This is a genomic window from Lacisediminihabitans sp. FW035, from assembly GCF_054880895.1.
The window spans coordinates 1,973,718-1,995,708 of sequence record NZ_CM142187.1 but is presented as its reverse complement, the minus strand read 5'-3'; the positions used below and the strand labels follow the sequence as shown (position 1 = coordinate 1,995,708).

Here is a 21,991-nt window from a genome sequence, read left to right as displayed (position 1 = left end):
GGCAAGCGCATAGCAAACCGCCAGAAGCTGTAGACATGTCAGCGAACACCACCTCCCGTCCCCCGGTTGCACCGGGGCGGACGCGGGTTGCGGCGCCGGATCGGCGCAAGCAATACCGTCATCGTGCGCGCATCGCCGACGTGCTCGTCACAGCTCTCTGGGCCTCGGGAGCAGCTGCGGCAGCCCTCTTCCTCGCGGCCGGTGGCGCGGCGAAATTCGGATCGGTGGCGGATGCCGTCACCAGTCTCGGCATCATCACCGGACTCATCGGTACCGACTTCATCCTCGTGATGATCGTGCTCGCGGCCCGCATCCCGGTCATCGATCGCACTGTCGGCCACGATCGGGCGATCGCCGTCCATCGATCCCTCGGCAAGCCGGCCCTGTACCTGCTGCTCGCACACGGCCTGCTGCTTCTCGTGGGGTATGGGCTGAGTTCCGGCATCAACTTCATCGCCGAGATCGGGCCGATGCTCGCGATCCCCGACATGCCCCTCGCGTTCATCGGCCTTGGGCTGCTTGTCGTCGTGGTCATCACCTCCCTCGTCGCGGTGCGGAAGAAGTTCAGCTACGAGGGCTGGCACATCGTGCACATGCTGAGCTACATCGCGGTGCTCGTGGCGGTTCCCCACCAGCTCAGCGTCGGCGGCATCCTCGCGGCTGGATCCGTCGAGCGGGTCTACTGGATCGCGCTGTACGTGCTCGCTTTCGGATCGATCGCCACCTACCGTTTCGCCGAACCCGTGATCTCGACCATCCGTCACCGCATGCGCGTCGAGACGGTCGAGAACGTCGCGCCGGGCGTCGTGTCGATCCATCTCTCCGGCCGCAACCTTCGCTCGCTCGAATCCGCCGGTGGCCAGTTCTTCGTCTGGCGCTTCTGGACCGGACGCACCTGGTGGCACTCGCACCCGATCTCGCTCTCGGCGGTTCCCACCGAGAAGACCGCCCGCATCACGGTGCGGGACCTCGGCACTGGAAGCAGCGCCATCAGCTCTGTGCGACCGGGCACCCGCGTATCGTTCGAAGGCCCCTACGGCATGTTCACGGATGCGGGACGCACGGCTCCGAAGCTCGCCATCGTGGTCGCCGGCATCGGCATCACCCCGGTGCGCGCGTTCCTCGAAGACTCCCGAGTGAGGCCTGGCGAGACGACGATCCTGCTGCGGGCGTCTACCCAGGACGAGACCTACCTCTGGAACGAGATCTCCGAACTCGCCAGCAAGAAGGGTGCACGCCTCTACACGATGGTCGGCAGACGGGCGACGCAGGGGCCGGGCTGGATGCCGCAGGCGGATGCCTCCCGCGGAGTCACCCTGGGCAGCGTCTTCCCCGACCTGAAAGACTCCGACCTCTATATCTGCGGTCCGACCGCGTGGCTCGACCTCGTCGAGCGCGACGCGCGCCGCGCCGGAATCCCTGAGCATCAGCTCCACACAGAAAGGTTCGACTGGTGAGAACACGCGCAACCCTCAGCGGCATCTTCGCCTCCGTCGCCATCCTCGTCGTCGGCTGGCAAGCCGGCTCCGCCGCAGTCACGGCCGCCAACACGACCGCGAGCTCCACAACGAGCTCAGGTACCAGCACCACATCGACCGGAACCGGCACTCCCTCCTCCACCACACCGGCGCCGGCCGCATCGAGCGCAGCGACTCCCGCGAAGACCGCGGCCAGCGGCAGCTTCACTGGTTCGAGCGTCGACACCCGTTTCGGCAGCGTGCAGGTGCAAGTGGTGGTGTCCGCCGGCAAGATCACTGATGTGAAGGCCCTGCATCTCACTGATGACGGCGGTCGTTCGGTGCAGATCAGCAACTATGCGGCGCCCATCCTGCGGTCGGAAGTGCTCAAATCCCAGTCAGCGCAAGTCTCGACAGTCGGGGGTGCGACCTACACCAGCGATGCGTACCTCACCTCGCTGCAGTCCGCCCTCGACCAGGCCGGTATCTGACTTCGTGACCATCGACGTCTTCGAAGCGATGGGCACCGTCGTGTCCCTCGCTCTGGCCGACGCCTCGGACCGTGGCGCGGTCGATGCCCTGGCCGCGGTTGAGCGCCAGTTCGCCGCCCTCGACCACCGGTACAGCCTGTATCGGCCCGACTCGGAACTCTCCCGGGTCGCTCGGGGTGACCTGGCGCTTACCGCGTCGAGCGACGAGTTGAGAGCGACCTACGCCGCCGCCCTTCGCTGGCGGGACGATACCGGAGGCGCCTTCACCCCGCACCGCCCCGACGGAGTCATCGATCTCAACGGCACCGTCAAGGCGTTGGCGATGCAGGCTGCAGCCGATGAGCTCCTCGATGCCGGGTACTCGAACTGGTGCCTCAATGCCGGGGGCGATGTGCTCTGCGCCGGTAACCAGTCGGATGGCTCGGCCTGGCGGGTCGGTGTGGTCGATCCTGCTGACCGTTCCGCCCTGCTCTTCTCCATTCCGGTGGAGGGGAGCCGTCGCGCCGTCGCGACCTCGGGAAGTGCTGAACGCGGAGATCACATCTGGATGGCCACCGCGATCGACCGCACCTACCTCCAGGCCACCGTCGTCGCCGACGACATCGAGACTGCGGATGTGCTCGCCACCGCGATCATCGCGGGAGGACCGAACGCCCTGGCATCCCTGGCGGAACGATGGTCGATCGACGTGCTCACGGTGGCGAGGGACGGCTCGCTTTCGGCGACCCCGGGCCTCACCGCCGCTCTCGGCAGGGCCTGAGATGCACGACGCGACTGAGCCAATACCTCACAGATCGTGTGGCTAGATAGCTAAGCCAAGTCAACTATGATGACGGGAGTGCCTTGGGCGGCGCCGCTGGAGGCCGTTCGGGATGGCCTCCAGCATCCCCCTCCGGTGGCAGGAGCGGGAGGCCACCCGGCACATTTCGCCAAGGGATCAGAGCAGGTCGAATTCGTAGCCGAGCTGATCGCCGAAGTCCGCGGGGCGGCCCGAGCCCGGCGGGACCGGCACGGGCGTGATGGTCGCCGACACCGCGACAATGTCGGCCTGCACCGCGCCGCGCCGCCCGAGCAGGTCATCCCATTCCGTCCAGTCCGCGACCGTCTCGTCGTGCGCCAGTCCCCGGTGCTCGAAACCGATTCCGTCCACGGGCTCCCGCTGTCCGCCGTGCTCACTGATCAGCGCGCGGGCCATGGCCTGTGCGCGACGCGCGGCCTTGCCGTCTCCCTCGGTCGCGGAGATGATCGAGCCCTTCATCAGGATGTGCCAGGAGCGGGCGAATTCGGCGGGATCGCGAAGACCCGCCTCTTCTGCGAGCGTGGTCACGATCTGGCGGATGTGCACGAGATACTCGATGCTCGCCTGGCCGAGCGGGTGGGCTGCCCCCATCTCGATCAACACGTTGATGAACGAACAGGCCTCGAAATCGTCGCGCTGGAACCAGTCATCGAACACGTCGAAGATCGCGAGCAGCCGTTCCTGGGGTGTCGCCCCCCTCTCGCGGGCGCCCGCCTCGATGGTGCCGATGGTCCAGTCGCGCTCGCGACGAGCGAGGAAATCGACTGCGGCGTCGTCCCGCGAGGCGTAGACGAGCCCATGATGTTCGGCCGCGACTCCTGCCGCTCGTTCGATCTCTTCAAGCGTCACATCCCGGATGCCACGCCGGGAGAAGAGCGGGTAGGCCGCTTCGGTGAGCCGTTCGCGCAACGAGGTGCTCAACGCGACATCGGGTAGTGCGCCGGCGAGGACCTGGCCATCGGTGCGGGCGGTGGATGCGGTGTCATCGGAAGGGAACATCCCGTTCCTCTCGGTCTGGTGCGGCAGCTGATTCGGGTGCTTCAAAGTAGAAGCCATTCAGGATATGAAACAATAGACCTTGACAATCAGCACGATCGGTACTCGTCCGGACTTCGATCCGGTGCATTCCGTCTCGCGGACGAAGGGGCTCGCATGTACAAGAAATTCGGCGCAGCACACACCCTCGACGGATTCCCGGCCGCGGCTCTGATCTTCCTGAGGTCGCTCGACAGCAACCGCCACCGCATCGCGCGCGAGTCGGGGGTCACCGCAAGCGAGCTACGCGCCCTCTCCCGTGTCGCCGAAGCCGGGAGCATCACTCCGAAGGACCTGGCGGAATCGATGGAGATGACGACAGGGGCCGTTACCGCGATCTCCACCCGCCTTGTCGACGCAGACTTGATGCGAAGGGTCGATCATCCCAGTGACCGGCGGAGTCTGTTCCTCGAGCTCACGCCGGCCGGCGACGAGATCATGAACCAGATCTACCGTGAGTTCGACGACGCCCTCGCTGCAGCGACGCGCGGAATGCCGGAAGACGACCTCCGCGCCTGCTCGGCCCTCCTGCTCTCGGTCTCCGAAGCACTGGTACCGGTCGACGCTCCCGGCTCCTGAGCGTCGCGAGCAGCCCTGCCCGACCCGGATCTCTCGGGCCTTTAGTCCCGGATCACCGTATCGTCTGTCGGGCATCCTGATCACACGCATCCGCTGCAGGAGCGGACGCCTGTACCGGGAGGGGGCCCGAAATGCCCGAGAGAATCGTTCTGGTCATCGACGGTGGGGCGGCGAGTGCCGCAGCCCTCGCCTGGACCCTCGCCCGCGCTGCCACGGTGCACCTCGATGTGCGGCTTACCGCGATCGATGATTCGGGCTCGGCGCACGCGCAGCCAGAAAGGCGTCTCGACGACGCCAAGGCGCTCGGCCGGGCCGCGGCACGATTCGCCGAAGCCTCACCCCGATCGACGGTGGAGATGGTGATGCTGCGCGGTGGTGCGATCGACCGGCTCGTCCGAGAGTCTGAGGCCGCCGATGTGGTGGTGGTCGGATCCGACCGGGTCGGTGCTCTCGCGGGGATGTTCAACGCGACGGTTGCGCTCGGGCTCGCGCCCCGATCCTCCTGCCCCGTGGTGATCGTGCCCGCGACCTGGTCGCCGTCACCCGGGCCGGTGGTCGTGGGCGTCGATGAACCGACTTCGGTGGCCGCCCACGAGTTCGCAGCGCGGGAGGCGGAGCGTCTCGATCGGCCGCTGATGCTCGTTCGGGCCTGGGAGCTGCCGCCGATGGTGACCGCCGATCTCTTCGGAGGCGGGGCGGTCGACGATGCCATCCGGGACGCCAACGCCGAGTTGCTCGCGACGGCCGCCTCCGCCGTCGAGCGACGACATGGCTCGGTCTCGGTGAAGGAAAAGCTCAGGTACGCGACGCCGTCCCGTGCCCTCGCCGCCGGTGCCGAGAGCATGGAGATGGTGGTGATCGGCACGCACCACCGGCATATCCTGACCGAATGGATGCTCGGCTCGGTCGGTCACGACCTCGTCACGCACCTGCCCTGCCCGGTCGCGATCGTGCCGCCGGACGATTCCGGCGACACCTCGCCCACAGCCTGACCCCGACTCTCCCCCACCGCCCGGAAAGGCCACCATGGACACCCTCTTCGCCGTTCTACATGTCGTCACCGCCGTCTTCATCGTCGGGCCGATGGCCATCCTGCCGATGACCGCAATGCGGGCAGCGCGTGCCCGGAACGGCGCGCAGGTATTGTCGCTCGCCAAGGCGACCTCCACCTTCTCACTGCTCTCGCTCGTCGTCTTCGCGCTCGGTTTCGCGCTCCTCGGCGTGAGCGACCCGAAAGACCATTTCTCGTTCGCGTCGGGCTGGATCATCTGGTCGATCGTCCTGTATGTCGCGGCCCTCGCGGTCAACCTGTTCGTGACGGTGCCGGCGATGAGGAAAGCCTCCACCGCGGTCTCTGCGGGCGCCACAGGCACCGCGAAACCCGCCGGTTACGGTGCGATCGCCGGTGGATCCGGGGTCGCCTCGCTGCTGCTCGTGGCGATCGTCGTGCTGATGGTCTGGAAGCCGTAGCATCCACGGCCGATTTCGCACGGATCGGGCCCCACAGGGATCAGGCCGCGCGAAGGCCCCGACGCAGGATGTGCCGGACGGCGGACCGCCAGTTGTCGAATCGATCCAGCTCGCCGCCCTCGTCATCGATGGTCGCGAATGTCGCGTCGTCGGCTACGAACTCGCCCACGACCGAGCCGGTGGACTCGAGAAGGCTCCAGGCGGCGTCATCCGTGGCGATGATCTGGTGCCGCACATTGCCGCTCCAGAACTGCACCGGCGAATCCCCCGGCGTGGGCAGTCCGGAGATCTCGCTCAGTTGGGCCTGGTGGGAATACTGCATGGGGGTGCCTCCGAAGGTGCCTGAAACCGGTGCGCACCAATCGTGCGCCGGTACCAGCCAACCGTCTGCGCGGGGGCACGTCAAAGGGCTTGCGTCCGGCGCCGGGACATGCTGTGCCCGCGCTCGGCCGGATTTCAGGGGGTTGTGCCGGTCAGGCTGCGGCGACGGCGTTCGCGCGGTACGAGGCACTGACCATGATGGGCATGTGATCTGAGGCCCCACGCTCGAGGGTCTCGACGTTGTCGATCCCCAGACCGACGGATGTCGCGAAGTCGAAGTGCCCGCGGAAGAACTTGTACCGCGTGTAGGTGCGACGGTCGCTCAGCGAGAGGTCGTAGCCCGACTCGTTGACCCTCTGCGTGAGGCTCGTGTGGAAGAGGGGGTAGTTGTAATCCCCCACCATGAGAGTGGGGAGCCCGTGGCCGAGGGTGAGGAGCAGTTCGTGCGCCGCGCGGATCTGCTCCCGGCGCAGCGAGTTACGGGCGGTGAGCGGCGCGGCGTGGAACGAGGCGACCACGAGCTCGCGGTCGGTCTCGTGGTCGACGAGGCGGGTGCCGATCAGGCGCTCATGCGCGGGTTTCAGCACCATGTCGTGCAGCGACTTCTTGAGGGCGAAGGCCTGAGTCTCTAGCGCGCTGAAGCGATCGGTGCGGTAGTAGACGGCGAGTCCGAGCCGGTTGCGCTTGGTCGAGTCGGCCAGCCGGAGGTGACCCACATCGGCGGGCAGATCCGTCGTGTCGCATTCCTGGAGGCAGAGCACGTCCGGGCTGAACTTCTCCACGAGCTCGATGAGCTCGCCACTCGCGTGGTTCTTACGCAGGTTGTAGCTGATGACTCTGATCACTGGGATCCCGCTCGACTCGCCCACCGGGCACTCCGAACAGAGGCCACCGCAAAAGCCTAGGGGTCGGGCGCCGGGTCGGTGACCCACATCGCCTGTGAGATGGCTGGATCGCCCAGTGATGCACCTCGTCGATGGGCAATGGGGGGTAGCAATCACCGGCGGTCTGCCTATCGTTGATGGGGCGACGGTGTTCACGAGGCGACAGTGCCGACACGGTCGCTCGAGGAGGATCGCCGATGAGCAGCCAACCGGACAGCCGATCGCAGGCCGACGCCGTCTACGGAGACGGCGAATTGCCGGGCGATGCAGATCTCGTCGCTCCCGGCGCGGACGGTGGGAGCGCCGCGTCGCCTGCGGCGGAGTCCGCTCACGACGAATCCACCACCAACGAATCAACCAGTACGGAGGAAGAATGACTGACAACGCAGATACCACCGGCGGCGCGGGCGAAACTGAGCCGGACGGAAAGTTCACCGACGAGGAATTCGCCGATGGCACCCACACTTCGGAGCGGGCAGCGGGGCACGCCCAGGAGGGTGAGTACACGGATTCGGAACTGTCCGAGACGAAGAAGGACCGCACCGAGCGACACGACTGAGTGGGTCCATATCGGCCCCGGTGCCCGCGAGATTTCGCGCGGATCCGGGGCCGCTCTATTCGTCGGAGGGGTGCGGATCGACCAGGGTGATGAACGCGCTCAACTGGGCGAGGCCGTCGACGCTGGAGGGCAGCGACTCGGTGATCGCCGGTGAGTAGAGCAGCCATGCGGCCCACTGGGCCCGGGAGATCGCCACGTTGAGACGGTTGGCCAGGAGCAGGAACTCGAGGCCGCGGGGCACATCGGCCGCCGACGATGCCGCGAGCGAAACGATGGCGACCGCGGCCTCCCGTCCCTGGAACTTGTCTACCGTGCCGACGGGTACTGACTCGAACCCGGCAGCATCCAGCACCCGCCGCAGCAGCTGGACCTGGGCGTTGTAGGGGGCGACGACGATCACGTCGCTCGGAGAGAGCGCGGTGGTGCTGCCGGCCGAGGTCCACGCGCGGCCGACGACGTCGCGCACGATCGCGAGCACGGCATCCGCCTCCTCGGGCGACGAGGTGGAGTTGTCGCTCGCCACCACCGGCACCGCATGCAGGCCCGGGACTATGCCGGCGAGGACGCGGTCCGAGCCGACGGAATGCAGGCGCCCCTCGTAGGAGAGCGCCGAGACGGGCGCGCAGACAGCCGTGTGCATGCGGTGACTCCGGTCGAGGAAGAAGCCGAACTCCGGGGGGAGCACGTCGTGCCCGTCGCTCAGCCAACCGAGGGCCGAGACATCCACCGGCTCGGGATGAGTGCCCTGGCTCACTTGCGGAAGTTGCTGCGGATCGCCGAGCAACAACAGTCGCGTCGCGGAAACCGAGGCCGCGATCGTCGCCGCGAGCGAGAACTGGCCGGCCTCGTCGATCACCAGCAGGTCGAGGGATCCGCGGGGAATGCGCGCCGCATTGCTGAACAACCAGGCGGTGCCGCCAACCACGAATCCCCCACCGTCGGTGAACCCGGCGAGGGAGGAGGCGCTGAGCCTCATCCACGAGGAGGGCTCGGACTCCGCCCCGGCACGCGGTATCTTGCCGACGCGCGCGGGCTCGAGCCCGGCCTCAACGATCGCGGTGAGCATGTTCTCCACGGTCGCGTGGGACTGGGCGACCACTCCGACCCGCCAGCCGTGATTACGCACGAGGTCGGCGATCACCCGTGCGCCGTTCCAGGTCTTACCGGTGCCCGGTGGCCCCTGCACGGCGATATACGAGCGGTCGAGGCGGAGCAGCGCATCGCGCATCCGCTCGGCGACGGTGAGATCCGACTCCGGCCTCGCCGTCAGTTCGGCATCGAGCCCGCGCGGCGGCACCCGCCGCAGGATGTCGAGGGCAGAGTTCGGCAGCAGCTGCGGGTAGCCATCGAGAACGGCGCGTCCCCACTCGGAGATCGCCGTGACCTGGGTTCCGGGATTCGGCGGCGAGCTCGGCATCAGGGCGAGCGGAAGCTGGTCGTACGGGGCCGCGCCGGAGCGGAGGCGCTCGGTGAGCAGGAGCGAGCCGTCCGGCGCCACGGAGATGCTGGTGCGACAGTGCGTGACCCGGGCGCCGGGATCCTGACTGGCGTCGATCGGCGGGAACGGCGGGTCGTAGACCACCCACGGGGCATCCGATCCCCCGAAGGAACTGCCGGGCGCGGCCGTTCCCGTCAGTCGGAGCTGCCGGGACTGGGTGCGCGCCCGCCCCTCGATACCCCAGCGGCGCACGACCTCCGCGCTCTCCACCACGAACACGTCGCGGGTGTCGGCCCAGTCCTCGAGCGGTGCGACGAGCCGGGCGAAATGGTCCCACCAGAAGCTCTTGCCCTCTCGCCGGTGGTAGTCGATCGCCGCGGAGGCGAGGGCGAGCGCGGACTGGTCTGCCGTGCGCTCCCCCGCGGGGAATCCCTCCACGATGGCCGCGAGCTCGAGGTAGACCGGGTCCGGGTCGGGCAGCGGCACATCGAGCTGTAGCGCGTCCACTCCCGCCGGCGCGATCCCGTGCTCTGCGGCGCGGGCCAACAGCCAGTCGCGCAGAACCAGGGTCGAGATGCAGTCGTACTCGTTGTAGCTGGCGATGTCCGCAAGCACGCGAGCCGCTTCATCCCCGTCACCGGAGTCGAGAAGGGCGCGGGACCGCACGTATTCGGTGATCGAGTCCGCGGCGGTCGCCACACCCGAACGGGCGCGATCCCCCATGTACAGCGGCTCGAGCTTCTTGAGGGAGTAGCTGCGACTTCCGACCCGCAGCGACTGCTTGACGATGGGATACAAGTCCACAAGCACGCCGTTGCGCAACAGGTCGTCGACGGCGTCCTCCCCCACTCCGTGACGCGCGGCGATGCTGAGGAGATGCGTCCGTTCGTAGGAAGCGTAGTGGTAGATATGCAGGGACGGATGGCTGCGCCGCCGTTCCGCGACATAGCCGAGGAAGTCGACGAGCGCCTGCTTCTCCTGCGCGAGGTCGTGGGCCCAGAATGCCCGGAACGTCTCGTCGGACTCCACGAGTCCGAAGAGGTAGTCGAGCCCCCAGGCCGTGCCCTCCTGGTGGAGAGGATCGCCCTCGAAGTCGAAGAAGATGTCTCCCTCGTTTGGAGCGGGGATGGCCGCGAGTGCCGTCGGGGAGATGATCCGCCAGGCCAGGCCAGGGGCGAGCTGCACCGCTGCCTGCTCCCTTAGCGCGGTGACCACGGCGTCCGACAGGCCGGAGACGCTCGCCGTCGAGACGGCCAGTTCATCGATAGTGGTGATGCCCGCGTCGATCAACCGGGCACGTTGAGTGACGCGGAGGCCGGACACCAACAGCAGGTCGCGATGGAGTTGCACCTGCTCGTCGCAGACCTCGCACCGCCCGCAGGCCAGGTAGCGCGGGTCCCCCCAGGGTGTCGGGGCGGTATCGGCGACCCGGCCGTCCACCAGGGATTCGAGCCGGGCGCGCCGCCGGCGATAGACCGGGAGGATGTCGACGAGCCGGTGTTCGCTGACGCTGTCGTCTCCGAGCACGAGCGAGACCGTCTCCCCGGTCGGGATTCCGAGTCGCTGGAGCTGCTCGCCATAAGCCGCGAGCTGGAGCAGTGCGGTGATCTTCGCGTGACGCGCGAGCTTGGTGTCGTAGACCTCGTAACGGCCCTCGGGGGTGCGCACGATGAAGTCCGCGTAGCCGAGGAACCTGCCGTCGAAGAATGCGGCCTGGTAGACCGCCGCGGCACCGCCCCCGAATGCCGCGGTGGTGAGCTCGACGACCAAGGACGGATCGCTCGGGCGCTCTGGCCGCGGGATCTCCACCACCTCCATGCGCGAGTGCAGCTGCTCGAGGAATCGCTGCTCATGGCGGTCGCCGAGTCGAGCGGCACGGTCGAGCATCTCGTCCGTCGACGCGGGAGGCGCATCGATCCGGCCGAGGCGCGCATCCAGCCTGCGCATCGCCGCCCACTCGCAGGCGGCGGCCGCGGTGAGGTCGGACGCCGAGTAGACGACGGTGCCGTCGGCGAGCAGGAACATGGGGCATCCTCGTGGTGGGAGACGGCACCGGTATCTCCGGGCTGGGTTTCAGGTCAGCGTCTAGGCCAAGTATGGACGGCGCTCACGACAGCAGGGCGCGGACGATGGCGTCTTCGTGGCCGATCAGCCAGAGCCGGCGCCGTTCGATGAGATCGCCGACGCCCGCCTCCCACATCCGAGCCCAACCGCCTCCGCTCTCGGCGCGCAGCTTCATCCTCTGGCGACTGAGGGATGCCCGCTCGGCGGCGAATCGCGGCAGGCCACGGCGCTGGGGGTCCGTCCAGCCCGAGGCATCCGCGAAGATCCTCAAGCGGGCGAGCCGGTCGACATCGACGGATGACGCGGGCAGGTCCACGGGATCGCAGAGGGGAACCCAGTGCATGGCCGTGTTCAGAGAGTCGATGAAGCGAGTGCTCGGCCCGGCCAGGTCGAAGTCGAAGAGCCCCACCGCGCGTCCGTCGCGCACGACGACGTTCTGGGGCGTGACATCCAGGTGGGTGACGAGCTCCGCCGGATCTTGGGTGATCTCCCGCGGCGGAAATGGCTCGGCGACGGGATCGAAGCCCGCGGATGCCTCGTGGAGCCGGGTCACAAGCACGGCGACAGACTCGAGCAGGGCATCCGTCTGCGTCCAGGGCTCGAGCACCGCTCCGGCGACCTCGCCCGGAAGGAAGCTCAGCGTGTCACGACCCGCTGAATCGAGCCCGAGGAAGCGCGGGCTCGCCGGGGATCCGTCGATGGTGAAGCCGACGGATGCGAGGTGGTCGAGGTAGGCGGCCACCGCCCAGGACTGTTCCTGGTGCGGCCGTCGCACGGTGTCTCCGATGCGGATGACTCCGACCGTGACATCTCCGGCCGGCAGTTCGAGGACGTCACCGCGTCCGTCGTCGACGTATCTCCTCGTGCGCACGCCCGCTGGATCCATGGAAATCGAACCTATCAGCGGTGTCGCTCATCGACGGCTGACCCCGCGTACTGGGGTACAGCGAAGCCTAGATCACGCTGTATCCCCGCTTGTAAAATCGGAGTCTGCCCAGTCCAGGCGGGTCTACCCGGGGGAATCATCGTGTCACTCACTCTGCAATCGGATACCGAGGCGCAGGTCGCTGCGCCGTCACGAAGGAGCGCGTTGCGCGAAGTGCCGCCGGTGCCCGGCCAGTCCGCTCCCGAACCGGGGACCACCACGGTGACTCCGGGCTGGTACGCCGACCCGATGGGCAGCCCGCAGTCGCGCTGGTGGGATGGCACCGCCTGGACCGCCGAACTGACAAGCGACGCACCGGAAGCTCCGATCGTCGATGCTGCGGCCGAAGTCCCTGCCGCCGCACCCCTGAGCCGTCGCCAATTGCGCGAGCTCGTCGGGCCGCTCACCACCGGGCCCGTCGCAATCGACGTCGTGGAGGGCTCGGCCAATGCAATCGTGGCTCCCGTCGCTCCTGTCGCTCCCCTGGCTCCGGCGGCTCCGGCGGCTCCCGCGGCTCCCGCGGCTGTCGCGGCTGTCGCGGCAGCGCCCCTTGCGGCCTCCGCCCCGCACATCACGGGTGCCCGCTCGCCCTTCGAAGCGCTTTTCGAGTCTTCTCCCGCCGAGCGTGCATCAGCCGAACCGACGGTGTTCGATGCGACGGCGTTCCTCCACCCGGCCGACGTCTCCGACTCCACGGTCGCGCGACCGTGGATCGGTGCTGCCGCGCCCCTCGTGCCCGCATCATCCGCCTTCGCCCCGGTCGCGGTGCAGCCTTCACCCACGGGTCCACCCGCTGCCGTGACGACCACCTCCAAGCCCAGCTTTCCTGCGCCGTCGGGTTCAGCGGTGTCGGGTCCTGCTCCGTCGGGATCTTCGCCCTCGTTTCCTGCTCCGTCGGTTTCTGCGCGGTCGTCCGCCGCGCCCACCTTCTCCAGCGGAGCTCTCGGATTCACGCTCCCGCCCGATCCCTTCGCCAACTCGGCTGTACCGACCGAAGCGACCGCTCCGCCCTTCGTTCCCCTCATGCGCGCCGCCGCAGCGACGGGGCCGATCCTTGCGATCTCGGCCCGATCGACGACGGTCGCCGTCTGGCTCTTCGCCCTGCTCCCGGTTGTTCACGCGGCCGCGATCTGGTCGGTGCTCGGGTTCCTCGATCTCGGCGGCGACCTCGTCATCCGCTATTCGGTGCTCGGTGGCCCCCTCTTCCTGTACCTGCTGCTGGCGCTGATCGACGGTCGTGTACTCCGCGGCCGCGGTTTCCCGCGCACCGCTTCCGCGGCGTTCGGACTCATTCCGCCGCTGTACCTCCTTGTGCGGGCCATCCGGGTCGGAACCGCCGGAGTGGTGCCCCTCCTGATCTGGCTCCTGCTTCAGACAGCCGCCTTCTCGTTCGTGCTACTCCAGCTCCCGGCGGTGTTCGCGCTCGTGCCCCTCACCGCGCCGGCCGCGACGACGCCCGCCGTCGTTGCGAGCGGACCGATCACCGATGCCCAGCGCGCGGCCGAACTGACCCCCAGCGGCATGGCCGCGGAACTCACCCGCCAGACGCTCGCGAAAAAGCTCACCTTCTCCTCGATCAGCTGCCCGCCGATCCCGGTGACCCTCGACGGCACCACGGTCTCGTGTGTGGGCACGCTCGACTCGGTGAAGATGAACCTCAACGTGGTGATCGACTCGACGCTGCCGAATTCAGCGTTCGCCCTTGTGAGCGAAGCACCGGCAGTCTGACCGTGTTCTCGATGCGGTGCGAGGTGGTGAAGCGCGGTGGCTGAGGTGCGCCTCGTCGCGGCTCCGCCCGGGTGGTTCGCCGATCCGGTCGGCGGCAGCGGCCTTCGCTGGTGGAGCGGTGCCGAGTGGACGGACCACGTCGCGCCGAATCCGGTCATCGGTGCGGTGGGTGCCGCGCGCGCCGATGATCTTCGGACGAGTGCTTCCCCGGCTGTCCCCCTCCCGGGCACTTTCGTGCCGAACCATCCGGAGACCCCGGCATATGTGCCCTTCGGCGGCGACCGTTCCGGCGCGACGGCCGATGACGTCACGACCGGATCGTGGGTGCCGATCGCGCCGACGCGATGGAACACCGGGGGCGCCTGGGCGCTCAGCGCGACACCGCTCATCGCGGTGGTCAGCGGCATCGGCATCGCGTTCGCGGCGATATTCTCTGTCTGGCTCGCGCTGGTGATCGCGTTCCTGCCGTTGTTCTGGATGATCGCCGCGGCCACACGGGATCGCTCGACACTCGACTCATTCGGGTACCGCCGCCTGCCGAGCCGCTGGTGGTTGCTTCTCGGCCCGCTCGGCTATCTCATCGCTCGTACTGTGGTGGTCGGACGGCAATCCGGGCGCGGATCGGCTCCGCTGCTGTGGTTCGTCGGCATCTCGGCGGCGCTCACCGTCATATCTATCGTGCTGCGACTCCTGGTGACCGGTATGGTTCCGACCGCCTGAGTGCTCCTTATCGGTCGGGCTGCCGCTCAGACGAAGCGGATGCCGGCCTGGAGGCGCGTACGCACGTCGAAGAGCTCGTTGCCGCCGATCACCCGTGCACCGGGTACACCGTCGCGAAGCAGGACGGGCAGCATGGACTGGCGGGCGATGACGGTCGCGGCGCCGCGGATGGCCCCGAGCACGGTGTACGGTTCGTCGAGTTCGTCGTCGGGAAGCACGATCAGCAGTGCGGTGAACTTGACCCTGGCCGCCCGGGAGACGATCTTCGCCCGCACTCCCAGGTCGTGCATGGGACGAGCTTCGCCGAGGGGTTTGCCGAGCAACTCACCTCTTCGGCTCCGTACCGGTTCGCCGTAGTCCTCGGAAAGGATAGCGAAGAGCCCGGTGGGACCGAGCACCACGTGGTCGATCTTCTCCTCTGGCGCGCCCGTACTCACGTCGTGCCAGACGGTGAACCCGATGCCGAGTGCCGCGAGCGTGCGCGCCGTTGCTTCCTCGGCGAGGGCATCCGCCAACAGGTGCCTCAATTCCATCGGCGCGGAGCGAACCAGGGCGGGGTCGTAGGGATCTTCCAGCGCTTCCCCCCGACCGACCCACTCGCGCATGAGCACGAGGTAGCGCTCTCGCCTCCAGCCTCCCGGATGCCCATAAGACCGGGCGCGCGGACGGGTGTCGGCCTGCTTCGGCCGTGACTGCGGGGCCCAGGTGAATGACGTGTCGTCCCGGGATGCCGGGCGGCCGCGATCATAGGCAGCACGGTCGTCAGGGTCGCCCACACGTTCCCAGGCGACCTGCACAGCGGTGAAGCGTGCCGCGTCTCCCCCGGTGTCGGGATGGGTTTCCCTCATCAGCTTCCGGTAGGCGCGGCGTAGGTCGTCCTGGCTCGCCGTCGAACTCACGCCGAGCACCTCGTACGGTGTGGCAGAAATCGGACTGTCGGGCATGACGGACTCTCGGCTGGGAAGGTCGTGGTGCCGCGGAATCAGCGCACCACCTGACGACGATAGCGAAACCTTGCTGGGATCGACGTGAGGGCGCTCTGGGGAAGTGTCGGGTGGCCGCGAAGAGGAGCGGTGGCCGTCCGCGGTACATCCTCCGTGCCACTCGGCTCATTCACAGCTTCCCGCGGTGGGGAATACCCGGTTTCGGACGGTAGGTTTCACTCTCATGACCCTCAGCGACAGCCCTCTCGGCGAAATCCCCCTCACGACGATCGACGGAACGTCGACGACCCTCAACGATCTCGGCGACAAGGTGTATCTCGTCGTCAACGTCGCTTCCCGCTGTGGGTTGGCGCCCCAGTACGAGAAGCTCGAAGAGTTGCAGAAGACCTATGCTGACCGGGGTTTCAGCGTCCTGGGCTTCCCGAGCAACCAGTTCCTCCAGGAACTCAGCACCGAGGACGCGATCAAGGAGTACTGCTCGACCACCTGGGGGGTCACCTTCCCGATGTTCGAGAAGACGAAGGTGAATGGCAAGAACGCCCATCCGCTCTACACCGAGCTCACCAAGTCAGAGGACTCGGCCGGTAAGGCCGGCAAAGTGAAGTGGAACTTCGAGAAGTTCGTGATCACCCGCGACGGTGAGGTTCACCGTTTCCGTCCGACGACGGAGCCGGATGCCCCGGAGATCGTGACTCTGATCGAAGCCTCCCTCCCCGCCTGATCCCGGACCGCACTTTCGCGGTTGGCAGCTCGTTTCCTTCGGCGAGATTCATTCCGGCCGAGCCGGATCGGGGTCTGAAGCGGAGTCGAATCCGTAGTCGTCGGGCGCGAGCCAGCGGATTCCCCGGCGGTGGCTCACCAGGATGGCGCGCATCGGAAGACCCGTGTCATCGAGGGCCTGGCCGAGCACGCGGGCCCACGCCCGGTCCGCCGCGGTGATGTGGGGTTCCGCATAGCGTTCGAGTACCACGATCACGGATCGGGCATCCAGGCCGTCGCCGGCCCTGGCGACCGCGTCGACGAGCTGCGGAACCCCGGGGTCTGGCATCACCGGGGGGTCGGAGACGGGGATGATGAGGGGCAGTTGGATATTCTCGCCGGTGAGGAACAGGAACCAGATCTGCCTCCGGCAAGCGCGGCCGACGAGAGCGGCGATCCGTTCTTCGATGAGGGCGTCGCTTGTGAGCGGCTGGGTGACGGTGTCTTCGTAGTGGGGTTTCATCAGGGCAGCCTGATGGCGCGCGACGTGGTCCGCGGACAGCGGCGTGACATCGGTGAAACGGATCGGCGAGAAGGTGCTGGGGAGGAGTGGCGGGTCCGCTCCTCCCCCGGCGCGAATCCCGAGGGCGCCTCCCCTGAGGCGGTCAATCGGTCCGCGCTGTCGCCCGCCCCTGTCAAGCTTGAGCAATGACCGACAGCCGCGCCGCCGCACTCGCAATCCTGCGCACCCTCGTCGGGCGGGATGATGTCCAGTTCCACGACGGCCAGTACGAAGCCATCGAGACGCTGGTGGACCAGCGCCGTCGCGCTCTCGTGGTGGAGCGCACGGGCTGGGGCAAATCCGCGGTGTACTTCGTCGCGACACTGCTCCTCCGGCAGCGTGGCGCGGGCCCGACCATCCTGGTATCGCCGCTACTGGCCCTCATGCGCGACCAGGTGGCCGCTGCCTCCCGGGCCGGGGTGCGTGCCGTCGCCATCAACTCCGCCAATGCCCACGAATGGTCGGAGGTGCTCGAGAGGCTGGCGTCCGACGCGGTGGACGTGCTGCTCGTCTCGCCGGAACGCCTCAACAACCCCGCTTTCCGTGATGAGCAGCTTCCTACCCTCATCGCCAGGGCGGGGCTCCTCGTTGTCGATGAGGCGCATTGCATCTCCGACTGGGGCCACGACTTCCGCCCCGACTACCGGCGGCTCCGCGAGCTCATCGCACGGTTGCCGGCGGACATCCCAGTTCTCGCCACGACCGCGACGGCGAACAGCCGGGTGGTGGCGGACGTCGCGGAGCAGCTCGGAAGTCACGACGCGTCGGGGTCCGCCGTCGTCACGATCCGCGGACCGCTCGCCCGCGCCTCGCTGCGCCTCGGTGTGCTGAGGCTGCCCGATTCGAAAGCCCGGCTTGCCTGGGTGCTGACACACCTTTCCGAGCTGCCCGGCAGCGGCATCATCTATGCGCTCACCGTCTCCGCTGCGGAAGACACGGCCCGATTGTTGCGCGACGCCGGGCACGAGGTCTACGCCTACACCGGTCGCACCGATACCGCCGAGCGGGAGCAGCTCGAGCAACGGCTCAAGTCCAACGGCCTCAAAGCGCTGGTGGCCACGAGCGCCCTGGGGATGGGCTTCGACAAGCCCGACCTCGGATTCGTGCTCCACCTCGGTGCGCCCTCGTCGCCGGTGGCCTACTACCAGCAGGTCGGTCGAGCAGGTCGAGCCACCGAGAATGCCGACGTGCTGCTCCTCCCCGGCACAGAAGACGAGGCCATCTGGCGCTATTTCGCCACCTCGTCGATGCCGGTGGAGCAGAAGGCACGGGCGGTGATCGAGGCCCTCGGCGCCACCGCTCTGTCGACCGCGGCGATCGAAGCGCGGGTGGATCTGCGGCGAACGCCGCTCGAGCTGTTGCTCAAAGTGCTCGACGTGGATGGGGCGGTGAGGCGAATCGCGGGCGGCTGGGTGTCGACCGGCACACCGTGGACCTACGACGTGGAGCGGTATGAACGCATCGCAGCGGCCAGGGAGGCCGAGCAGCAGTCGATGCTCGACTATGAGACGACGACCGGCTGCCGCATGGAGTTCCTTCAACGAGCGCTCGATGATGAGACGGCTGTGCCGTGCGGCAGATGCGATCGCTGTGCCGGGGTCTGGTATCCGACCGAGCTGGAGACTGAAGCGGTGGATGCGGCGGGCGCCTCTCTCGATCGGGTGGGAGTGCCACTCGAACCCCGCGCCCAGTGGCCGAGCGGCATGGATCGGCTCGGGGTGAGCGTGCGAGGAAACATCGCGGCGTCGGAGCGAAACGAACCGGGCCGGGCGCTCGCCCGGCTCACCGATCTCGGCTGGGGCGGTGCTCTGCGCGAGCTCTTCGCGCCGGGCTCGCCCGACACGAGGGCGAGCCCGGCCGTCATCGCCGCGTGCGTGCGGGTGCTCGCCGACTGGCAGTGGGCTGAGCGACCGCTCGCCGTGGTGAGTATGCCGTCGAAGCGGCATCCGACCCTTATCGCATCGGTGGCCGAGGGCCTCGCGAGTGCCGGGAAGCTGCCGTATCTTGGCGCGCTCGAGTGGGCGGGCGGCGGGCCGACCGGGGGCCCCGGAGGCAACAGCGCCTACCGCCTTGCCGGCGTCTGGGAGAGGTTCTCGGCGGCGGGGATCGTGCTGCCACCCGGGCCGGTGTTGCTCGTCGACGACCTGGCGGACAGCCGCTGGACTCTCACGTTCGCGGGCCGCGAACTGAGGCGCTCCGGTGCCGGTGCGGTGCTGCCCTTCGTGCTCGCACTGCGGGCTTAGGGTTGCGATCATGATCATCGTCACCACGAACGACATCGCCGGCTATCGCATCGACGCAATCTACGGAGAGGTGATGGGGCTCACCGTGCGCTCCCGCGACATCGGCGCGAGCTTCACTGCGAGCCTCCGCTCGATCGCCGGGGGCGAGCTGCCCGAGATGACCCGCATGCTCTACGAGAGCCGGCAGGAAGTCATGCGTCGCATGATCGCCGAAGCGGAAGCGAAGGGGGCGAACGCCATCGTCGCGATGCGTTTCGACACCTCCGACCTCGGCACCAACTGGACCGAGGTCTGCGCCTACGGAAGCGCGGTCATCGTGTCTCCGATCGCCGCAGGTGAGCCGGGTTCGACACTCCAATCGGCACCACTGGCCGTGTGACCCTTGCCGGGGCCGCGCATCGGGTGTGGACTGGTCCGGGACTTTGGTACTGCTCGTCGCCACGCGACTCGGCTACGGTGCCTCTGAGGCGCCCGCGTCGGCGCTGTCGACTTGGGCACGCCCTCACACCGCGTACGCCAGGAATCGAGTACTCGACCACCCCGAGCACGGCACGACCGAAGCGAGAGATCACATGAGCGACATGATCACCACCCCGACGATTTCGAACAGCGGACGAATCTCCGCACCAGCACCCTGGCCGTCGAAGTCGGCAGCGCCGCTCGACCCGCACACCCTCGCGCAGATCGACGCGTGGTGGCGGGCCGCCAACTACCTCTCGATCGGGCAGATCTACCTCCTCGACAACCCGCTGCTTCGCGATCCGCTCACGCGGGACGACATCAAGCCGCGGCTGCTCGGGCACTGGGGCACCACACCGGGACTCAATTTCCTCTACGCCCACCTCAATCGCATCATCAGGGAGCGCCAGCAGAAGACGCTCTACATCACCGGTCCCGGGCACGGGGGCCCGGGGATGGTAGCGAACGGGTATCTCGACGGCACCTACTCCGAGCTGTTCTCGGCCATCCGCCAGGACTCGGTGGGCATGCGTCGGTTGTTCCGCCAATTCTCGTTCCCCGGCGGCATCCCCAGCCACGCCGCCCCGAACGTGCCTGGCTCGATCAACGAGGGCGGCGAACTCGGCTACTCGCTCTCGCATGCCTACGGTGCGGCCTTCGACAACCCCGACCTTCTGGTCGCCTGCGTCGTCGGTGATGGCGAGGCCGAGACCGGTCCGCTCGCCACAGCCTGGCACTCCAACAAGTTCATCGACCCGTTGCAGGATGGCGTGGTCCTGCCGATCCTGCACCTCAACGGCTACAAGATCGCGAACCCGACGATCCTCGCCCGCATCCCGGAGGAGCAGCTGCTCGACCTCATGCGCGGCTACGGGCACAAGCCCTACATCGTCTCCGGTGGGTTCGACGGAGAGGATCCTCTGCGCGTTCACGAGCGCATGGCGGCGACCCTCGACGAGGTCCTCAACGAGATCGCCCGCATCAAGGCGGCGGCGGCGGACGGCACGCTCGAGGGCACAGCGGTCTGGCCGATGATCATCCTGCGAACCCCGAAGGGCTGGACCTGCCCCGCGGAAATCGATGGCAAGCCGGTGGAGAACACCTGGCGGGCCCACCAGGTGCCCCTCGCCAACGCTCGTGACACCGTGGAGCACACGCGCATCCTCGAGGGGTGGATGCAGAAGTACCGGCCGGCGGAGCTGTTCGACGAGGCCGGTCGGCTGTTCGAGTGGATCGCCGCCCTCGCCCCGGACGGCGACCTGCGGATGTCCGCGACACCGTTCGCCAACGGGGGCCGCCTCCGCCGCGACCTCGAGCTGCCCGACTTCCGCACGGCGGGCGTCGACGTGGGCGTTCCGGGAAGCGTCGCGGTCGAGTCGACGAAGGTACTCGGCGGGTGGCTCGCCGACGTGATTCGCGCGAACCCGGACAACTTCCGCATCTTCGGTCCGGATGAGACAGCATCCAACCGCCTGCAGGACGTGTTCGAGGCCACCGACAAGCAGTGGAACAGCGCGATCTGGCCGGTCGACGAGCATCTCGCCCGCGCCGGGCGGGTGATGGAGATGCTGAGCGAGCACCAGTGCGAGGGATGGCTCGAGGGCTACCTCCTCACCGGCCGGCACGGCATCTTCAATTGCTACGAGGCCTTCATCCACATCATCGACTCGATGTTCAGTCAGCATGCGAAATGGTTGCAGGAGTCGAAGAAGCTCGAGTGGCGCCGACCGATCTCATCGCTCAACTACCTGCTCTCGAGCCACGTCTGGCGCCAGGACCACAACGGATTCAGCCACCAGGACCCGGGGTTCATCGACCATGTCGTCAACAAGAAGGCGAGCATCGTGCGGGTGTATTTCCCGGTCGACGCGAACACCCTGCTCTCCACCTACGACCACTGCCTTCGGTCGGTGGACTACGTGAACGTCGTCGTCGCCGGCAAGCAGCCGAGCCCGCAGTGGCTGAGCATGCCGGATGCGGTCGCACACTGCACCCGCGGCGTCGGCATCTGGGGCTGGGCGGGCACCGAGGTGGAGGGGCAGGAGCCGGATGTCGTGCTCGCGTGCGCCGGCGACGTTCCGACTCTCGAGACGATGGCAGCGGCATCCATCCTGCGGTCGCGGCTGCCCGAGTTGAAGGTGCGGGTCGTGAACGTGATCGACCTGATGCGCCTGCAGGACGAAGCGGAGCATCCGCACGGTCTCGCGAGCGAGGAGTTCGATGCGATCTTCACGACGGACAAGCCCGTGGTGTTCGCTTACCACGGCTACCCCACGCTGATCCACCGGCTCACCTATCGCCGCACCGGGCATTCCAACATCCACGTGCGCGGCTTCAACGAGGTCGGGGGCACGACGACGCCGTTCGACATGGCGATGCTCAACAGCCTCGACCGCTACCACCTCGTGATGGACGTGATCGACCGGGTGCCCGGACTCGCCGGCCGGACGGCCGGACTGCGCCAGGACATGCAGGACGCCCGGCTGCGCGCCCGCGCCTACACGCGCGAGCACGGCGAGGACATCCCCGAGGTGGCGGACTGGACCTGGAGCGGATCGGGAGAGGGCGCGATCTCCGCCGCCGATACCGGCGGAGACAACGCCTGAGGAGCGGG

General features: G+C 67.9%; 21 protein-coding genes. 14 read left to right on the top strand and 7 right to left on the bottom strand.

All coding sequences use genetic code 11. The annotated features are described in order from the left end of the window. Positions 1-35 precede the first annotated feature (35 nt). Genes ACVXZ4_RS09575 through ACVXZ4_RS09565 form a run of 3 tightly spaced genes read left to right on the top strand, consistent with a single transcriptional unit; the run spans position 36 to position 2,708 of the window. Complete coding sequence (locus ACVXZ4_RS09575; RefSeq protein WP_461794628.1) at positions 36-1,457, top strand: ferredoxin reductase family protein; 1,422 nt, start codon at positions 36-38, stop codon at positions 1,455-1,457. After that, positions 1,454-1,948 carry an FMN-binding protein gene (locus ACVXZ4_RS09570; RefSeq protein WP_461794627.1) on the top strand — a complete coding sequence of 165 codons (495 nt, stop codon included), beginning with the start codon at positions 1,454-1,456 and terminating at the stop codon, positions 1,946-1,948. Before ACVXZ4_RS09575 ends, ACVXZ4_RS09570 begins: the two co-directional genes overlap by 4 nt. 4 nt (positions 1,949-1,952) lie before the next feature. Next, positions 1,953-2,708: an FAD:protein FMN transferase gene (locus ACVXZ4_RS09565; protein ID WP_461794626.1), complete on the top strand. Its 756-nt coding sequence runs from the start codon at positions 1,953-1,955 to the stop codon at positions 2,706-2,708. Between the two features lie 177 nt (positions 2,709-2,885). Here ACVXZ4_RS09565 and ACVXZ4_RS09560 read toward each other — a convergent pair whose 3' ends face one another. Beyond that, positions 2,886-3,746, bottom strand: coding sequence for a TetR/AcrR family transcriptional regulator (locus ACVXZ4_RS09560; RefSeq protein ID WP_461794625.1), 861 nt, complete (start codon positions 3,744-3,746; stop codon positions 2,886-2,888). A 153-nt stretch (positions 3,747-3,899) separates the two neighbouring features. On the opposite strand from ACVXZ4_RS09560, the gene ACVXZ4_RS09555 reads away from it, so the two are divergent. The 3 genes from ACVXZ4_RS09555 (at position 3,900) to ACVXZ4_RS09545 (ending at position 5,831) form a co-directional block, all read left to right on the top strand. Beyond that, the gene (locus tag ACVXZ4_RS09555; protein ID WP_461794624.1) at positions 3,900-4,361 is read left to right on the top strand and encodes a MarR family winged helix-turn-helix transcriptional regulator; all 462 of its coding nucleotides are present in this window, start codon (positions 3,900-3,902) and stop codon (positions 4,359-4,361) included. Between the two features lie 131 nt (positions 4,362-4,492). Continuing rightward, positions 4,493-5,353, top strand: a complete 861-nt coding sequence (locus tag ACVXZ4_RS09550) for a universal stress protein (RefSeq protein ID WP_461794623.1) — start codon at positions 4,493-4,495, stop codon at positions 5,351-5,353. A gap of 34 nt (positions 5,354-5,387) precedes the next feature. Continuing rightward, positions 5,388-5,831: a DUF2269 family protein gene (locus tag ACVXZ4_RS09545; RefSeq protein WP_461794622.1), complete on the top strand. Its 444-nt coding sequence runs from the start codon at positions 5,388-5,390 to the stop codon at positions 5,829-5,831. Positions 5,832-5,871: 40 nt separating this feature from the next. On the opposite strand, the gene ACVXZ4_RS09540 is transcribed toward ACVXZ4_RS09545, so the two are convergent. Together ACVXZ4_RS09540 and ACVXZ4_RS09535 are read right to left on the bottom strand one after the other, a co-directional pair. Next, positions 5,872-6,153 carry a hypothetical protein gene (locus tag ACVXZ4_RS09540; protein WP_461794621.1) on the bottom strand — a complete coding sequence of 94 codons (282 nt, stop codon included), beginning with the start codon at positions 6,151-6,153 and terminating at the stop codon, positions 5,872-5,874. A 151-nt stretch (positions 6,154-6,304) separates the two neighbouring features. Then, positions 6,305-6,994 carry an endonuclease/exonuclease/phosphatase family protein gene (locus ACVXZ4_RS09535; RefSeq protein WP_461797951.1) on the bottom strand — a complete coding sequence of 230 codons (690 nt, stop codon included), beginning with the start codon at positions 6,992-6,994 and terminating at the stop codon, positions 6,305-6,307. Positions 6,995-7,233: 239 nt separating this feature from the next. Here ACVXZ4_RS09535 and ACVXZ4_RS09530 point away from each other — a divergent pair, with 239 nt between their 5' ends. Beyond that, the gene (locus tag ACVXZ4_RS09530; protein ID WP_461794620.1) at positions 7,234-7,413 is read left to right on the top strand and encodes a hypothetical protein; all 180 of its coding nucleotides are present in this window, start codon (positions 7,234-7,236) and stop codon (positions 7,411-7,413) included. Beyond that, positions 7,410-7,595 (top strand): hypothetical protein, encoded by a 186-nt coding sequence (locus ACVXZ4_RS09525; protein WP_461794619.1) that lies wholly within the window; start codon positions 7,410-7,412, stop codon positions 7,593-7,595. Before ACVXZ4_RS09530 ends, ACVXZ4_RS09525 begins: the two co-directional genes overlap by 4 nt. Positions 7,596-7,650: 55 nt before the next feature. Here ACVXZ4_RS09525 and ACVXZ4_RS09520 read toward each other — a convergent pair whose 3' ends face one another. Continuing rightward, positions 7,651-11,058, bottom strand: a complete 3,408-nt coding sequence (locus ACVXZ4_RS09520; RefSeq protein WP_461794618.1) for a TM0106 family RecB-like putative nuclease — start codon at positions 11,056-11,058, stop codon at positions 7,651-7,653. An 82-nt stretch (positions 11,059-11,140) separates the two neighbouring features. Further along, positions 11,141-11,983: a phosphotransferase gene (locus ACVXZ4_RS09515; protein WP_461794617.1), complete on the bottom strand. Its 843-nt coding sequence runs from the start codon at positions 11,981-11,983 to the stop codon at positions 11,141-11,143. Between the two features lie 141 nt (positions 11,984-12,124). Between ACVXZ4_RS09515 and ACVXZ4_RS09510 the strand changes: the two genes are divergently transcribed. Next, on the top strand, positions 12,125-13,750 hold the full coding sequence (locus ACVXZ4_RS09510) for a DUF2510 domain-containing protein (protein WP_461794616.1): 1,626 nt from the start codon (positions 12,125-12,127) through the stop codon (positions 13,748-13,750). A gap of 36 nt (positions 13,751-13,786) precedes the next feature. Next, complete coding sequence (locus ACVXZ4_RS09505; protein WP_461794615.1) at positions 13,787-14,470, top strand: DUF2510 domain-containing protein; 684 nt, start codon at positions 13,787-13,789, stop codon at positions 14,468-14,470. A 26-nt stretch (positions 14,471-14,496) separates the two neighbouring features. On the opposite strand, the gene ACVXZ4_RS09500 is transcribed toward ACVXZ4_RS09505, so the two are convergent. After that, positions 14,497-15,414: a J domain-containing protein gene (locus tag ACVXZ4_RS09500; protein ID WP_461794614.1), complete on the bottom strand. Its 918-nt coding sequence runs from the start codon at positions 15,412-15,414 to the stop codon at positions 14,497-14,499. A 223-nt stretch (positions 15,415-15,637) separates the two neighbouring features. Between ACVXZ4_RS09500 and ACVXZ4_RS09495 the strand changes: the two genes are divergently transcribed. Further along, positions 15,638-16,135 carry a glutathione peroxidase gene (locus ACVXZ4_RS09495; protein ID WP_461794613.1) on the top strand — a complete coding sequence of 166 codons (498 nt, stop codon included), beginning with the start codon at positions 15,638-15,640 and terminating at the stop codon, positions 16,133-16,135. Positions 16,136-16,183: 48 nt separating this feature from the next. On the opposite strand, the gene ACVXZ4_RS09490 is transcribed toward ACVXZ4_RS09495, so the two are convergent. Next, a complete protein-coding gene (locus tag ACVXZ4_RS09490) occupies positions 16,184-16,636 on the bottom strand; it encodes a hypothetical protein (RefSeq protein WP_461794612.1) in 453 nt (150 codons plus the stop codon). A gap of 185 nt (positions 16,637-16,821) precedes the next feature. Here ACVXZ4_RS09490 and ACVXZ4_RS09485 point away from each other — a divergent pair, with 185 nt between their 5' ends. From ACVXZ4_RS09485 to ACVXZ4_RS09475, 3 genes are all read left to right on the top strand, one after another. Further along, entirely contained in the window at positions 16,822-18,918 is a 2,097-nt protein-coding gene (locus ACVXZ4_RS09485) for a RecQ family ATP-dependent DNA helicase (RefSeq protein WP_461794611.1), read from the top strand. Positions 18,919-18,928: 10 nt separating this feature from the next. Beyond that, on the top strand, positions 18,929-19,297 hold the full coding sequence (locus ACVXZ4_RS09480; RefSeq protein WP_354575543.1) for a YbjQ family protein: 369 nt from the start codon (positions 18,929-18,931) through the stop codon (positions 19,295-19,297). A 202-nt stretch (positions 19,298-19,499) separates the two neighbouring features. Further along, on the top strand, positions 19,500-21,983 hold the full coding sequence (locus tag ACVXZ4_RS09475; RefSeq protein ID WP_461797950.1) for a phosphoketolase family protein: 2,484 nt from the start codon (positions 19,500-19,502) through the stop codon (positions 21,981-21,983). Positions 21,984-21,991 lie beyond the last annotated feature (8 nt).